General features: G+C 41.7%; 13 protein-coding genes. 8 read left to right on the top strand and 5 right to left on the bottom strand.

Annotation, left to right across the window (positions count from 1 at the left end):
- Positions 1 to 12: 12 nt before the first annotated feature.
- The 7 genes from ccoS to FMM05_RS01215 all read left to right on the top strand — a co-directional run bounded on the left by ccoS (position 13) and on the right by FMM05_RS01215 (position 6,199).
- Positions 13 to 186 carry a cbb3-type cytochrome oxidase assembly protein CcoS gene (ccoS, locus tag FMM05_RS01245; protein WP_143371519.1) on the top strand — a complete coding sequence of 58 codons (174 nt, stop codon included), beginning with the start codon at positions 13 to 15 and terminating at the stop codon, positions 184 to 186.
- A 2-nt stretch (positions 187 to 188) separates the two neighbouring features.
- Positions 189 to 2,387 carry a cytochrome-c oxidase, cbb3-type subunit I gene (gene ccoN, locus FMM05_RS01240; protein ID WP_143371518.1) on the top strand — a complete coding sequence of 733 codons (2,199 nt, stop codon included), beginning with the start codon at positions 189 to 191 and terminating at the stop codon, positions 2,385 to 2,387.
- Positions 2,388 to 2,392: 5 nt separating this feature from the next.
- Positions 2,393 to 2,590 (top strand): CcoQ/FixQ family Cbb3-type cytochrome c oxidase assembly chaperone, encoded by a 198-nt coding sequence (locus FMM05_RS01235; RefSeq protein WP_143371517.1) that lies wholly within the window; start codon positions 2,393 to 2,395, stop codon positions 2,588 to 2,590.
- A 12-nt stretch (positions 2,591 to 2,602) separates the two neighbouring features.
- Positions 2,603 to 3,508, top strand: a complete 906-nt coding sequence (locus tag FMM05_RS01230) for a cbb3-type cytochrome c oxidase N-terminal domain-containing protein (RefSeq protein WP_143371516.1) — start codon at positions 2,603 to 2,605, stop codon at positions 3,506 to 3,508.
- A gap of 6 nt (positions 3,509 to 3,514) precedes the next feature.
- Positions 3,515 to 4,936 carry a cytochrome c oxidase accessory protein CcoG gene (gene ccoG / locus FMM05_RS01225; RefSeq protein WP_143371515.1) on the top strand — a complete coding sequence of 474 codons (1,422 nt, stop codon included), beginning with the start codon at positions 3,515 to 3,517 and terminating at the stop codon, positions 4,934 to 4,936.
- Positions 4,937 to 4,950: 14 nt separating this feature from the next.
- A complete protein-coding gene (locus tag FMM05_RS01220) occupies positions 4,951 to 5,400 on the top strand; it encodes a FixH family protein (RefSeq protein WP_143371514.1) in 450 nt (149 codons plus the stop codon).
- Between the two features lie 97 nt (positions 5,401 to 5,497).
- Positions 5,498 to 6,199 carry a sulfite exporter TauE/SafE family protein gene (locus tag FMM05_RS01215; RefSeq protein ID WP_143371513.1) on the top strand — a complete coding sequence of 234 codons (702 nt, stop codon included), beginning with the start codon at positions 5,498 to 5,500 and terminating at the stop codon, positions 6,197 to 6,199.
- An 81-nt stretch (positions 6,200 to 6,280) separates the two neighbouring features.
- On the opposite strand, the gene hemN is transcribed toward FMM05_RS01215, so the two are convergent.
- The 5 genes from hemN to FMM05_RS01190 form a co-directional block, all read right to left on the bottom strand.
- Positions 6,281 to 7,645 carry an oxygen-independent coproporphyrinogen III oxidase gene (gene hemN / locus FMM05_RS01210; RefSeq protein WP_143371512.1) on the bottom strand — a complete coding sequence of 455 codons (1,365 nt, stop codon included), beginning with the start codon at positions 7,643 to 7,645 and terminating at the stop codon, positions 6,281 to 6,283.
- Between the two features lie 80 nt (positions 7,646 to 7,725).
- Positions 7,726 to 8,745, bottom strand: a complete 1,020-nt coding sequence (locus FMM05_RS01205; RefSeq protein WP_143371511.1) for an MBL fold metallo-hydrolase — start codon at positions 8,743 to 8,745, stop codon at positions 7,726 to 7,728.
- Between the two features lie 109 nt (positions 8,746 to 8,854).
- Positions 8,855 to 9,694, bottom strand: a complete 840-nt coding sequence (locus FMM05_RS01200; protein ID WP_143371510.1) for an SDR family oxidoreductase — start codon at positions 9,692 to 9,694, stop codon at positions 8,855 to 8,857.
- A 31-nt stretch (positions 9,695 to 9,725) separates the two neighbouring features.
- The gene (locus FMM05_RS01195; protein WP_143371509.1) at positions 9,726 to 10,700 is read right to left on the bottom strand and encodes an alpha/beta fold hydrolase; all 975 of its coding nucleotides are present in this window, start codon (positions 10,698 to 10,700) and stop codon (positions 9,726 to 9,728) included.
- Between the two features lie 46 nt (positions 10,701 to 10,746).
- Complete coding sequence (locus tag FMM05_RS01190) at positions 10,747 to 11,535, bottom strand: alpha/beta hydrolase (protein WP_143371508.1); 789 nt, start codon at positions 11,533 to 11,535, stop codon at positions 10,747 to 10,749.
- 230 nt (positions 11,536 to 11,765) lie between these two features.
- Between FMM05_RS01190 and FMM05_RS01185 the strand changes: the two genes are divergently transcribed.
- Positions 11,766 to 14,012: a tetratricopeptide repeat-containing sensor histidine kinase gene (locus FMM05_RS01185; protein WP_143371507.1), complete on the top strand. Its 2,247-nt coding sequence runs from the start codon at positions 11,766 to 11,768 to the stop codon at positions 14,010 to 14,012.
- The last annotated feature ends 1 nt before the right edge of the window (position 14,013 follow it).

The raw sequence follows: 14,013 nt of genomic DNA, 5'->3' as shown, positions 1-14,013 counted from the left end.
AATTTAAGAAGTATGAGCGTGATCTATTTACTAATAACCATAAGCATTATAGTAGCATTGCTGTTTTTGTATGCCTTTATAAAAGCCGTAAGGCAGGGTCAGTTTGACGACTACTACACACCATCGGTACGGATGCTTTTTGATGACGAAACCAAACAAAACGACAACAAAACAAACAAGGACTGATTATGGAAATGCAGCAGTTTTATTATGATAATAAGATAGTTAAGAAGTTTCTCTATGCCACTATCATCTTTGGCGTAGTAGGGATGGTAGTGGGCTTATTAATAGCCTCTATGTACTTGTTTCCCGGCCTTACCGATGGCATTTCCTGGCTTAGTTACGGTAGGCTTAGGCCGCTGCATACCAATGCAGTAATATTTGCCTTTGTGGGCAATGCCACCTTTGCAGGGGTGTATTATTCGCTGCAAAGACTGCTTAAAGCACGTATGTTCAGCGATATACTTAGCAACATCAACTTTTGGGGCTGGCAGCTCATTATCGTAGCAGCGGCCATATCATTACCGCTGGGCTATACATCATCTAAAGAATACGCCGAGCTGGAATGGCCTATAGACATTGCTATTGCGGTAATATGGGTAACCTTTGGTATCAATATGATAGGCACCATCTTAAAGCGCCGTGAACGCCACCTGTATGTGGCCATCTGGTTCTATCTGGCAACTTTTATAACAGTAGCTATACTGCACATATTTAACAGCTTAGCCTTACCTGTAAGTGCCATGAAAAGCTACTCCGCATACGCCGGTGTGCAGGATGCTTTGGTGCAATGGTGGTATGGGCACAACGCGGTTGCTTTCTTTTTAACAACACCCTTTTTAGGGCTTATGTACTACTTTGTACCCAAGGCAGCAAACCGCCCGGTATACTCGTACAGGCTGTCAATAATTCACTTTTGGAGTTTGATATTCATATACATTTGGGCGGGGCCGCACCACTTGTTGTACACTGCCTTGCCCGATTGGGCACAAAACCTTGGCGTGGTGTTTTCCATCATGCTAATTGCACCATCATGGGGTGGTATGATAAACGGTTTGCTAACCCTTCGCGGCGCGTGGGATAAAGTACGAACCGAACCGGTACTTAAATTCTTTGTTGTAGCTATAACCGGTTATGGTATGGCAACGTTTGAGGGGCCCATGCTATCGCTTAAAAATGTAAATGCCATTGCCCACTTTACCGACTGGATCGTGGCGCACGTACACGTAGGTGCCCTGGCATGGAACGGTTTCTTAACCTTTGGGCTTATTTACTGGTTAATCCCCCGAATGACAAAGACTACGCTGTACTCTACCAGGCTGGCTAACTTTCATTTTTGGGTAGGTACGCTGGGCATCATCATGTATACGCTACCATTGTATGTTGCGGGTTTTACACAGGCAAGTATGTGGAAACAGTTTAACCCAGACGGTACCCTTAAATACGGCAACTTTTTAGAAACCGTAAAAGAGATCATCCCAATGTACTGGATGCGTGCTATTGGCGGAACGTTATATTTAATAGGTGTGATTGTACTGGTATATAACATTATACAAACCATCAGGCAGGGGCAAACGATACAAGATGAGGCAGCACAGGCACCGGCACTTCAAAAAATAAGTACTAAAAGGCTTACCGGCGAGAAATTTCACCCGTGGCTGGAACGCAGGCCCATACAACTTACTATATTGGCAACCATTGCGGTATTAATAGGTGGTATCATACAAATTGTGCCTACCATCATGGTAAAATCTAACATACCAACTATATCAACCGTAAAACCTTATTCGCCTTTGGAGTTGGAAGGCCGCGACCTGTACATCCGCGAGGGGTGTGTAGGCTGCCATACCCAAATGATACGCCCTTTTCGTAGTGAGGTAGAGCGTTATGGCGAGTACTCCAAATCAGGAGAATATGTGTACGACCACCCGTTTTTATGGGGGTCTAAACGTACCGGGCCCGATTTAATGAGGGTAGGTGGCAAGTATAGCGATAACTGGCACTTTAACCATATGTGGGATCCTCAGAGTGTATCGCCGGGCTCTATTATGCCGGCTTACAAATGGATGTTCGACAATAAAAATGCCGACTATACTGACACTCAGAAAAAGATGGAGGTAATGGCAACATTAGGCGTACCGTACACTTCAAAAGATATTGCCAATGCACCACAGCAGGTTAAGGAGCAGGCTCTTAAAATAGAGAAAAGCCTGTATGCCGACCCGGATTTTGTAAAAAGTTACGAGCAAAGCAAAAAAGAGGCTTTAGCAAGAGGAGAACTTTTTGTGCCCATGCACGACAGGGAAATTGTTGCCCTTATTGCTTACCTGCAACGCATGGGTACCGATATTAAAATTAAAAGCGTAACAACCAACACTCAAAAATAAACATCATGCTTAAATATTTTAAACAAAACCTTGATACCATAGGCGGTGTAGAGATATACCCTATACTGTCGCTGCTGATTTTCTTCCTGTTTTTTGTGGGGCTGTATACATGGACATATACTTACAAAAAAGAAAAGATAGCCGAGATGAGCAAACTGCCTTTTGATGGCTCAGAGGGTGATGAAAACAATCTATTCATTTAAAAAAATAAGGCAATGAAAAAATTCATTCCCGTATATGTAAGGGTGCCGGTACTTTTTGCACTGGTATTTATGGCGCTGGAGTATTTTATAGATTCTGGCGATAAACCTGCCTTTTTAAAATACCCGTTGGTATCGTTATTTCTGGGTGTGTTCCTGTTCCTGCAAATAGCTATAGAAATTGTGGTATTGGCAATAGACAGGGTAACCTACAGCATTTTAACCGACGAACAAAAACAAAAACTTGCCGAAGCCGATGCTCTTGATTTTAGGGACAGTAACTGGTATAAAAAGATACAGGGCTTTTTTAATAAGAGTGCCCCTATTGAAGAGGAGGGCACCATACTTATGGACCATGATTATGATGGCATAAAAGAACTTGATAACGTGTTGCCGCCGTGGTGGGTAAACCTGTTTTACGCCTGCATTGTGTTTGCGCTTATCTACCTGATACGGTTTCATATTTTTGAAGGGAAAGACCAAAAAGCCGAGTTTGAAACCGAAATGGCAGAAGCTAAATTAGCAGTTGAAGAATACAAAAAAACGGCTAAAGACCTTATTGATGCCAACACGGTTACATTATTAACCGACGCTGCTGATTTGGCCCAGGGTAAAGAAATTTTTCAGTCTAACTGTGTGGCGTGCCATAGGCCCGATGCAGGTGGTGCTATAGGCCCCAACCTTACCGATGAGTACTGGCTGTTGGGCGGCGGTATTAAAAACGTGTTTCATACCGTTACAGAGGGCGGCCGCGATGGCAAGGGTATGGTGGCATGGAAGGGTACACTAAAACCGTCAGAAATACAACTGGTAGCCAGTTATGTACTGTCGCTTAAAGGCTCTAACCCTAAAGACCCTAAGGAGCCGCAGGGCGACATTTGGGCAGATGAGGCTGCAAAAGCTCCCCAAACCGCAAAATAATAAACAATGGCTGTTACGCATGATGATGATGAGTTTCGCGACCGCTTAGGAACCATTAATGAAGAGGGTAAACGTGCCTGGGTATATCCTAAAAAACCTTCAGGTAAATGGTACAGGTACCGTAAGGTGGTGAGTTGGTTTTTACTGCTGTTTTTAGTAGCAGCTCCGTTTGTAAAAGTAAACGGCAACCAGTTCTTACTGTTTGATGTAATGGAAAGGAAGTTTAACATTTTTGGGGTTCCGTTCTGGCCGCAGGATTTTCACCTGTTTGTTGTCTCCATGATAATAGGGGTAGTATTCGTGGCGCTTTTTACAGTGGTATTTGGGCGCATATTTTGCGGATGGATATGTCCGCAAACCATATTTATGGAAATGGTTTTCCGCCGGATAGAATACTGGATAGACGGCGACCGCAGTGCCCAGATTAAATTGGATAAACAGCAGTGGGATGCCGAAAAGATTCGGAAGCGTGTATCAAAGTGGTTCATCTTTTTTATCATATCGTTTGCAATCGCCAATGTGTTCCTGGCCTACGTTATTGGCAGCGACAGTCTCATAGCAATGGTAGAGGAGGGGCCGGGTAACCACATTTCTACCCTTATAGCGTTATTGATATTTACCGGCGTATTTTATTTTATATATGCCTGGTTCAGGGAGCAGGTATGTATTATTGCCTGCCCATACGGCAGGTTGCAGGGCGCTTTATTAGACGATAAGTCAATCATTGTGGCATATGACCATAAACGTGGCGAAAAGGAAGCAGGGCGTGGTAGGATTGTTAAAAATGAAAACCGTCTGCTGAGCGGCAAGGGCGATTGCATCGATTGTAAATTGTGTGTACACGTTTGCCCAACGGGTATCGATATACGTAATGGTACCCAGTTGGAATGCATTAATTGCACCGCCTGTATAGACGAGTGTAACAGTGTAATGGATAAGGTTGGCCTCCCACAGGGGCTTATCCGCTACGCCAGCGAAGACGAGATCACTAAAAAAGAGCGGTTTGTATTTACCGCCCGTATGAAAGGTTACACCGCCGTATTGTTTATACTGACCGGTATATTTATTGGCATGCTGTTTTTACGTAACGATGTAGAGGCTACCGTGCTGAGGTTACCGGGGCAACTGTTTGAACATAAGGGTACTGTTATAAGTAATGTGTATACCTATAAAATAATCAATAAAAGTGCTAAGAGCTTTAGTAACGTATATTTTAAGTTGCACAACCTTAGAGGTAATGTAAAACTTGTAGGCAAGCCTTATTTTAATGTAGATAAAGAGGGCATGGCGCAAGGAACGCTGTTTGTAGAAATTGCCCCCCAACTGCTTAAAGGCGACAAAACAAAAATTGTGCTGGAAGTGTATGATGGTACCCGGCTTATAGAAACCGAAACCACCAACTTTTTGGGCCCTAGGCATTTTAATTAAAAAACTAAACAATTATGAAAATTAACTGGGGTACAGGCATAGCAATAGCAATTGTGCTGTTTATGGGGTTTATACTGTTTTTTGTTTTTAGTGTACAGGTAAACCACAAATATGATAACGAACTGGTTGTAGAAGAATATTATAAGCAGGAACGCGTGCTACAAAAAAAGATAGATAAAGAAGAAAATGCCGCTGCCTTAACCACTAATGTGCGGGTAATAAATACGAATGATGGCATTATAATTACTTTTCCTAAAGAATTTGATGCCCAATACATAACAGGAAAAGTGTCCTTGTACAGGCCGTCCAGCCGGGGGATGGATTTTGATATACCCATTTCATTATCTGCTCCATACATGCTCATACCTAACAGTAACCTGGCAGGCGGCCGCTGGGACATTACAATCGACTGGAAATATGAGGGTACGGGATATTTAAATACACAAGTGCTAACTGTTGAATAGATTTTAAGATAATAGACTGGAGATTAAGGATAGCATATTTGTTACGTTTTTCATCTCCAGTCTATTATCTATTATCTCACATCTATTATCTAAAAAAATGCTTTACTCCGCAATCATACTCGGCCTTATATCAAGCCTGCACTGCATGGGCATGTGCGGGCCTATTGCCATGATGCTGCCGGTAAGCCATAACAACCCTACCAAAAAAGCAGCGCAAATACTTCTGTATCATTTGGGTAGAATGACTGCTTACGGTAGTTTAGGACTGCTGTTCGGGCTTTTGGGCAGGGGGTTTTATCTGGCCGGTCTTCAGCAGCAAGTGTCTATCATTACAGGTGTATTGATGATTACCATCGTAATGCTGCCCGAAAAGATATTATCAAAGTATAACTTCTCTAAACCCGTGTATAAAATAATATCTAAAATAAAGGCTGGATTAGGCAGCCAGTTTAAAAAACGCACTAATAAAGCGCTTTTTATAACAGGGCTGCTCAACGGTTTTTTACCGTGCGGACTGGTGTATGCTGCCCTGTTTGGAGCCATCGCCATGCAAAGCGTACCGTTGGGCGTGCTGTACATGCTGTTGTATGGAGCCGGAACCATACCACTAATGAGCTTGGTAGTTTATGCTTCAGCATTCCTAAAAAGACCTTTACGTACTTCAATAACCAAAATAGTGCCTTATGTAGCTGTTTTTATTGGAATGCTTTTTATAATCCGCGGATTGGGATTGAGCATCCCGTACTTGTCTCCCGGAGCAATGAACCTTTTGGTGCAACAGGCACCACATTGTAAATAACCTACCCAAATACAAAAGACGCAGCGGGTGCTGCGTCTTTAAAATCAAATAATACACACGCTGCAATGCAGCGTTTTTTGTTTACACTACCATAGAGAACAACTGTGTTTGCGGTGCTTTACGTTTCAGCCTCAGGTCAAAAGCCATACATATGTTGCGTACAAAGGGCTTACCTTTTTCGGTAACTTTAATAGAGTGCTTACCAAATTCCAGCAAGCCGTCGTATTCCATTTCCTCAAGGCTTATCAATACGTTGTGCAGTTCGGGGAAACGTCCGTTAACATCATCCCATTCCGTTTCAAAACGGCACATCAAATTGAGGATGTGCTGCCTGATTATCAGGTCTTCATCAGATAATAAATGCCCTCTAAAAACAGGCAGCTCATTATTTTCTATTCTCCTGTAATAATCCTCCAGTTTTTTCTCATTTTGGGCAAAACTGTACCAACTATCACTAATGGACGATACACCCAATCCTATCATCAACTGCGTTTTAGAGGCACTGTATCCCATAAAATTGCGGTGCAGTTTACCATTGGTGTAAGCCTCATAAAGGCTGTCGGTATCCAAAGCAAAATGGTCCATCCCAATTTCGTGAAAGCCTTTTTGACCGAGTATCTTTTTTCCTACTTCATAAAGTTGCCTTTTCTCATCGTCTTTAGGCAGGTTGTTTTCATCATACCCGCGCTGGCCGTTGCCTTTAATCCACGGGGTGTGGGCATAGCTGTAAAACGCCAGCTTGTCAGGGTTAAGTGCTTTGGTTTTCTCAATGGTATCAACCATGCTTTCCAGCGTTTGAAAAGGCAGCCCAAAAACCAGGTCGTGGCTTATGGAAGTATAGCCAATTTCGCGCGCCCAAAAGGTAACCTTGGCCACATTATGAAATGGCTGTATGCGGTTAATAGCCTTCTGTACTGTGTCGTTATAATCCTGAACGCCAAAACTTACCCGCCTAAAACCAAGGTCATATAGCTTTTGTAAATGTGCACGGGTGGTATTGTTAGGATGCCCCTCAAAACTAAACTCGTAACCGGGGGCTTTTACCGCCCTGTCGAAAATACCGTTTATAAGTGCCTCTAAGCTCTGCACGCTAAAAAATGTGGGCGTACCACCACCCAGGTGCAGTTCTTTAATCAGGGGCTTTACAGGCAGCATATCGCAATATAAAGCCCATTCGTTAAGCACGGCAGTTATGTAGGTAACCTCAACCTCATGGCGGCGTGTTACACGTTTGTTACAGCCGCAAAAAGTACACATGCTCTCGCAAAACGGCAGGTGGATGTACAGGCTAATACCCTCGGTAGCATTGCTTACGTTAAAAGCCTTTAGCAGGGTTTGTGTCCAGTGGGCAGTAGTAAAGCTATCTTCTTCCCAATAGGGCACGGTAGGGTAGCTGGTGTAGCGTGGCCCCGGTACGTTGTATTTTTGTATGATCGAATTTTCCATAAAATCTTAATTTCTCAATGTAAAATTAAGATGGTGCACTGGCTTTAAAAATGATAAATATCATGTACCAAATGATATATTCAGGGCTTTGCGCTATTGGCTTTTATATCTTTATACGCGTTAGGGACATTAAAGTTAAAGTGCAGCCAGTTAAACAGTTCGTAGCCTTTATCAAACTCTTTCATAGCAACCGATGCTTTTGCCTGCTCCAGGGTTTCTCCTTTTTTAACGGAAGTTTCTATCTTGCTTTTAAGAGTGTTTACATAATCTATAGTATACTTAATGCCTGCTTTATTTGTAATACGCCCGTGGCCAGGCACTACAATATCGGTATCGCCTATCATGTTATAAATTTGGTTAAGGTTGTTTACAGGCTCTAAAAAATAGCCGTCAAACAACCACGGAATGGTAGGGCTTTCCGCAATAAAAGGGTTACCTGCCCAAAGTACATTTTTTGCCGGGGTTTTTACATATACAAACAAGTCAGCCGGCGATTGTGCCGTACCCACATTAATAAGCTCTACCATGTTGCCTTTACCCATATCAAGTTTAAGGGTTTGGTGTATGGGTATGGTAAGGTCGGCAGGTCGGTATATACTCTCTTCAATACCCCTGCCTTTTCCAAAAAGCATTATCATAAATTGCTTAATGTTATCATAGTTTTTAGAGAGATTTTCTTTACAGAATTCATTTTGGATGATGATGGTTTCTTTAGGTAAAAGGTAATTGCCAAAACAATGGTCCCCATGATCGCTGGTGTTTACAGCGTAAACTATAGGCTTATCTGTTACCGAACGTACAAGGTTATACAGCTGGTCGTACAGCCGTTTATCCAGCATGGTCTCTATCATCAGCACACCCTTATCGCCAACAATAAAACCCGCAGATGTTGCCTGAGCAATGCCTTTTGTAGTTTCATCTTCTGCCGTGGATGGCGAAACAGCATATACATTATCGGTAAGTTTGTGCAGTTTAAGGGTTACTTTATTGGCATCCCAAATAGGTACATGGCCCGGCATGGGGAACTGGGCATAGCCGGCGGATGTTGCCAGTATGATGGCGCAAAAGCATAGCTTTTGCACTATGTTATATAGTTTCATACGATTTTTAGTTTTGTGAGATATTATGGTTTAAAGGCTATGTTATAATAAGGCCTGCCATTGGCAGGCCCTTAAAAATAACTAAGTAGTATTGGGGATAATAAAATCATTAAGCGTAATTAATAGATACAGAGACCTTTTTATTGTTCTCAATACCCGTAAGCAGCATATCGGCTTTATAAGTTGCATATTGTACCGCATCCGATCCTAAAAGCAAACGCAGGGGAGGGGCATTAAGCAAGGCCGTTTTTATAATTACAGAAGCCACCTTTACCGGGTCGCCTGCCTGGGTGCCGGGCAGGTCTTCCTTATGCTTGCGCCTAATTTCTGCAATATCGGTATACTCGGCTACTATGTTTGCCGGGGTTATTACCGATCCCGAATCTAAAAAAGCGGTGCGTATGTAACCCGGCTCTATTATAATTACTTTTATACCAAAGGGTTTTATTTCCTGCTCCAGCGCTTCAGATATAGCCTCTACCGCAAACTTGGTAGCACAATAAATACCCCAGCCTGCACCGGCTATAAGCCCAAATACCGATGATATATTTATTATAGTGCCGCTGCCTGCTTCACGCATTATCGGCAATACTGCCCTTGTCATGTTTAAAAGCCCGAACACATTAATATCAAAATTAGCCTGTACCTCGCTTGCAGAACATTCTTCTATGCCGCCTAAAAGGCCATAACCTGCATTGTTTATAAGGTAATCTATAGTACCAAATCGTATATTGCCTACCATCACTGCATTTGCAATACTGCTCTCGTTAGTAATATCGGTATCTATGGCTAAAAGCTGCGGCGAGAAATCACTTAGCGCATCGGTTAGCTTTTTGCTGTTTCGTGTAGTAGCTATTACATTATCTCCGTTTGCCAGTAGTTGCTTTACAAGCTCTAAACCTATACCCTGCGATGCACCGGTAACCAACCATGTTTTTACATTCTTCATTTTTTCTTCAGTTTATAAAATTAGATAGTGGTTATTTAGCAAGGAAAAAGGCCAGCAGGTCTTTTTGCACCTGGGCAGTATTTTCCTGTACTATCCAGTGGCCGGCGCCTTTTATATTGCTTTCGCTAACATTATCAGCCACCAGTTTAGAGTGGTCTTTTAAAAAGGCTGCGGCAAAATATTCGCCACCCATAGCCAATACCGGCATTTTTAGTTTTTTCTTCATCAGTTCTAAATTGTCTTTGCCATCCTGAGGGAATGCCCCAAACCATTTAAAACTACTTGTTGCGGCATTTTTTACCGAATATGCCCTTATAAATTCTGCCGTTTCTTCTGGCGTAAAAGGTTCTTTTACATGCCCCACCATTGGCCAGAAACCGGTTAGGAATTCTTTCTCTTTACCCGATACGATATTACCCGACTCCGGCCATGCAAAAAACCCGAACCACCAGGCCGATGCCGAAACTTTAGACCATACGGGCTCTACACCCGGCAACAATGCATCCATAAGTGCCAGCTTAGTAACTTCGCTTTCATACTGTGCTGCATAGGCATAGGCAACCATAAGCCCAATGTCATGGCCTGCCAGGTTAATTTTCTTGTAGCCTAACTGGCCAACAAGCTCATGAATGTCAGATGCCATTGTTTTTTTATCATAGCCGGTTTCCGGCTTGTCCGATTCGCCAAGGCCTCTTAAATCGGGGGCTATAACCGTAAAATGCTTAGACAGTTCAGGCAGCAGCCTGTTCCACATGTACCAGTTTTGCCCAAAGCCATGCAGTAATACCAGGGGCTCTCCGGTACCGCCTATTACGTAATGAATGTTAATACCGTTTACCGATGCCGTTTGATGCTTAAAATTTTCGGGTGGGTTGGCGGGTGCAGTTAATCCTGTTTCGGTTTGTTGGGCTGGGGCAGCCTCAGCGGGTTGTACCGGTTCTTTTTTACTGCATGACAGCAGGTTAAAGGCAATAAAGCATCCTAATAAGATTTTTTTTGTTTTCATGATTTGTGTTATTTAGAAATTTATGGAATAAGGTTTATAAAATATATTAATGGGGTAAGGCTTCAAGCCAGTTATGTATGTACAGTGCAATTTCCTGCCAGCCCGGCTGGCCTAATACAAAATGATTGCGGCCCGAGAATTCGGCATAATCAGTAACCGATCCTCTATCGGTATACCTTTTATAATTAGAATGGTTAAGCGAGTGCGGAATGGTATGGTCGGCCTCTCCGGCTATTAACAGGAGCGGGGAGTGTGGTTTAGTAAAGTCTACTTTTGCGACAGATGTTATGGTGTCGCGCACAATGTTTTTAGATTCGGGTATTGCAAACTGGCAATAGGCCTTTTCTTGCCAGGCTACAGGCATGCCGTTAGTAAAGGCATACTGCCATTGGCTAAAGCTCATTAAAAATGTTTTTTTTGCCGAAGTAAAAAAGCCAAGCGGCCCCCAACCGGCTTTAAGGAATGAGAATTTAAACGTTAGCACACCCTGCGGCGGTACAGAGTGTATGGCTACAGCCGATTGTGCCAGTTTGCGTTGGGTAAGTATCTGCGCAATTAACCCGCCTATAGAGTGGCCTATTATAATAGGCTTATAGGGCAGGTTTTTAGCAATATCTTCATAATGCTGTATAAGCTGCTCCAGCCTTAAAGAGGCAACCTGGGCATCGGGGTGGCGTTTGCGCAAAACATCTACAGGTGCATCTTTATAGGGCCAGGGTGGGGCTAAGGTATGATAGCCGCGCTTTTCAAAGAATTCCCGCCACTCGTCCCAGCAAATGTTGCTTACAAATGCGCCGGTAATAAAAAGTATTGTTTTGTAATTTTCTGTTGACATAGCATTGATGTATTTTAATATCTTACTTGCTAATTGTATACCTTTATTTTTAATTAATTAATAGTCAATAAGTTGAATTTTTTATACCAATTTTTTTCAACCATATATAGTTTGATTTATTAGTATTCCGACGATATATCGTCGGTAATTTCATTCTGATTTTTTTAACATTTGCGCTTACTTTACAGTTAATTATAAGTAAATTGCTATAGGCTATTACATACTAAATAATGAAAGATTTAAGGCACATTTTGGTAAGCAATATGATGGTTTTTCTGTTTGCAGGTTCAGCATTACCTGCAAAAGCAGGTGCAAAAAACTGCCCTGCGCCATTGCTCTTTGTTACTGAAAATATAGTAGTAGAAGATGAAGATTTTTCACAGCTTTTAAAACTCAGTGAACTATACCTGACCAAAAGTGAAAGGACTGCTAATGACCTTATTCAAGCCGAAAAATTTGCTAAAAAAGCATTACAACGGGCCATAGATGATCTGTACGAGAAGGGAATAGCTCAGGGCTATTTTCAGTTATCAAAAATTACCCAGGAGCAGACAAAGTACAAGGACACAAAATATTATGCCCTAAAGGCAGTTGATGCCTTTAAAAAATTAAAAGAGCCTGAACTACTTGGCGAAGCTCAGGTAATGGTGTGGTCGGCCAATGTTTTATTGCAGGAACCCGTAGAAAATAGAATAGCATTGTTAGAGGCCGCAGCTTCCTCGTTTAGGAAAGCCGGGAATAAAAAAAGGGAAGCCGACTGTTATAATGAAATGGGTACGGCATATAATATTCTTGGTAATGCAACCGAAACAATACTTACCCTAAAGCGGGCGCTTAGTTTATATAATGCTGCCGGTTATAAACATTTAAACGGCCTTTATTGTACTATGGGAGAGGCTTATGTATACTTGGGAGATTACAAACAGGGCATAGCCTATGAACTGCTTGCTGCCAAAAATATGGACGGGGACTCTTACAACGATATGCATTTTTTAGGGATGATTTATAACAGGATAGGAATGGCTTATGAAGAAATGTCGGATTATGAGCCTGCTTTAAAATACTTTAAGCTGTCCCTGGAGCTTGAAAAAAAGTGCGATGACAAAGAAGGTGTTTTTGAGCTTAGTTATAATATTGGCAATATTTTGGTTACATTAAAAAAGTACGACGAAGCAATTGCGTTGCTTACTACTCTTTTAAATAAGTACCCGGTTCTTCGCCAATCGCAGTCGCCTGTGTTTGAGTGTGTTTTAATTCGTGCTTATACCATGAAAAATCAACACAATAAGGCGGCCAGTTATGTAAAGATTGCAAAAAACAAGATAAAAAACAACAACGATTTTAATCATTTATGCGTAACGTATAGCACTTTAATTCCTTACTATATCCGCTTAAAAAATTATGATGAAGCAGAAAAATATGCCTTTTTATATGAGAGCCTTACTGCTACACAGGATAAAAAATTATACAGATCATTTGAAAATCTCTTTAAATACGAAATAGATTCTGCACGGGGCAATAGCGTTAAGGCATTAGAGTATTACCGTAATTATGTAAAGTATTCTCAGGATATGTATGATGAGAGTAAAGCTAAAGAAATAAGCCAGCTTAATATATTGTACGAAACTGAAAAGAAAGACAGGAATATTACAGAACTTAGAGACAGATATGTAATGCAGCAAAGCAGCCTTAAAAATGCACAATTGCTGCGTAATATTATGCTGGGGTGCCTGCTTTTGTTTTGCGTTATTATCTTTTTGCTGTACAGGAGCTACAGGGTAAAACAAAAGAATAACAAAGCGCTTAGTATACAGCAGGACGAGATTAACCGTAAAAACAGCTCGCTGGAACTGGTGGTTAAAGAAAAAGAATGGCTTATTAAAGAAATTCATCACAGGGTTAAAAATAACCTGCAAATGGTGGTAGGCCTTTTAGCCAGCCAGACTGAATTTTTAAAAGGGAAGGAAGCTGTGGGGGCTATCTTAGAAAGCCAGAGAAGGGTAGAGGCCATGGCCATTATCCATCAAAAGCTGTATCAGAGTGATAATCTTTCTATCATCGATATGAAGTCGTACATTTTGGAACTGACATCTTATCTTAATGATTCTTTTGACAGGAAAAGGCACATCAGGTACGAAATTGCGATAGATGATATTCAGCTCCCGTTATCGCATTCAATCCCACTTGGGTTAATATTAAACGAGGCCATTACAAATTCTATTAAATATGCTTTTCCCAATGATAAAGAGGGTATTATAACCATCCAATTAAAAAAAGCAGATGACCTGTACCACCTGATTATTTGGGATAATGGGATAGGGCTACCACCTGATTTTGACATGGAACGTAACGCCTCTCTTGGTTTAAGGCTTATACAGGGCCTTGCTGATGATATACAAGGATTGTTTAAGATTTATAATGATAACGGTAGTAAAATTGAAATAACGTTTGGCATAAGCCATCTTGATCATGAATAAT

This window comes from Flavobacterium zepuense, assembly GCF_007097145.1.
GTDB lineage: Bacteria > Bacteroidota > Bacteroidia > Flavobacteriales > Flavobacteriaceae > Flavobacterium > Flavobacterium zepuense.
The sequence above is the reverse complement of the archived record's forward strand: the minus strand, read 5'-3'. Positions and strand labels throughout refer to the sequence as shown.

Excerpts from the sequence above, each read along its gene's own strand:
- FMM05_RS01185 (WP_143371507.1), top strand. The coding sequence starts at position 11,766 with ATGAAAGATTTAAGGCACATTTTGGTAAGCAATATGATGGTTTTTCTG.
- FMM05_RS01215 (WP_143371513.1), top strand. The coding sequence starts at position 5,498 with ATGCTTTACTCCGCAATCATACTCGGCCTTATATCAAGCCTGCACTGC.
- FMM05_RS01195 (WP_143371509.1), bottom strand. The coding sequence starts at position 10,700 with ATGAAAACAAAAAAAATCTTATTAGGATGCTTTATTGCCTTTAACCTG.
- hemN (WP_143371512.1), bottom strand. The coding sequence starts at position 7,645 with ATGGAAAATTCGATCATACAAAAATACAACGTACCGGGGCCACGCTAC.
- ccoG (WP_143371515.1), top strand. The coding sequence starts at position 3,515 with ATGGCTGTTACGCATGATGATGATGAGTTTCGCGACCGCTTAGGAACC.
- FMM05_RS01190 (WP_143371508.1), bottom strand. The coding sequence starts at position 11,535 with ATGTCAACAGAAAATTACAAAACAATACTTTTTATTACCGGCGCATTT.
- FMM05_RS01200 (WP_143371510.1), bottom strand. The coding sequence starts at position 9,694 with ATGAAGAATGTAAAAACATGGTTGGTTACCGGTGCATCGCAGGGTATA.
- FMM05_RS01235 (WP_143371517.1), top strand. The coding sequence starts at position 2,393 with ATGCTTAAATATTTTAAACAAAACCTTGATACCATAGGCGGTGTAGAG.
- FMM05_RS01205 (WP_143371511.1), bottom strand. The coding sequence starts at position 8,745 with ATGAAACTATATAACATAGTGCAAAAGCTATGCTTTTGCGCCATCATA.
- ccoS (WP_143371519.1), top strand. The coding sequence starts at position 13 with ATGAGCGTGATCTATTTACTAATAACCATAAGCATTATAGTAGCATTG.
- FMM05_RS01220 (WP_143371514.1), top strand. The coding sequence starts at position 4,951 with ATGAAAATTAACTGGGGTACAGGCATAGCAATAGCAATTGTGCTGTTT.
- FMM05_RS01230 (WP_143371516.1), top strand. The coding sequence starts at position 2,603 with ATGAAAAAATTCATTCCCGTATATGTAAGGGTGCCGGTACTTTTTGCA.
- ccoN (WP_143371518.1), top strand. The coding sequence starts at position 189 with ATGGAAATGCAGCAGTTTTATTATGATAATAAGATAGTTAAGAAGTTT.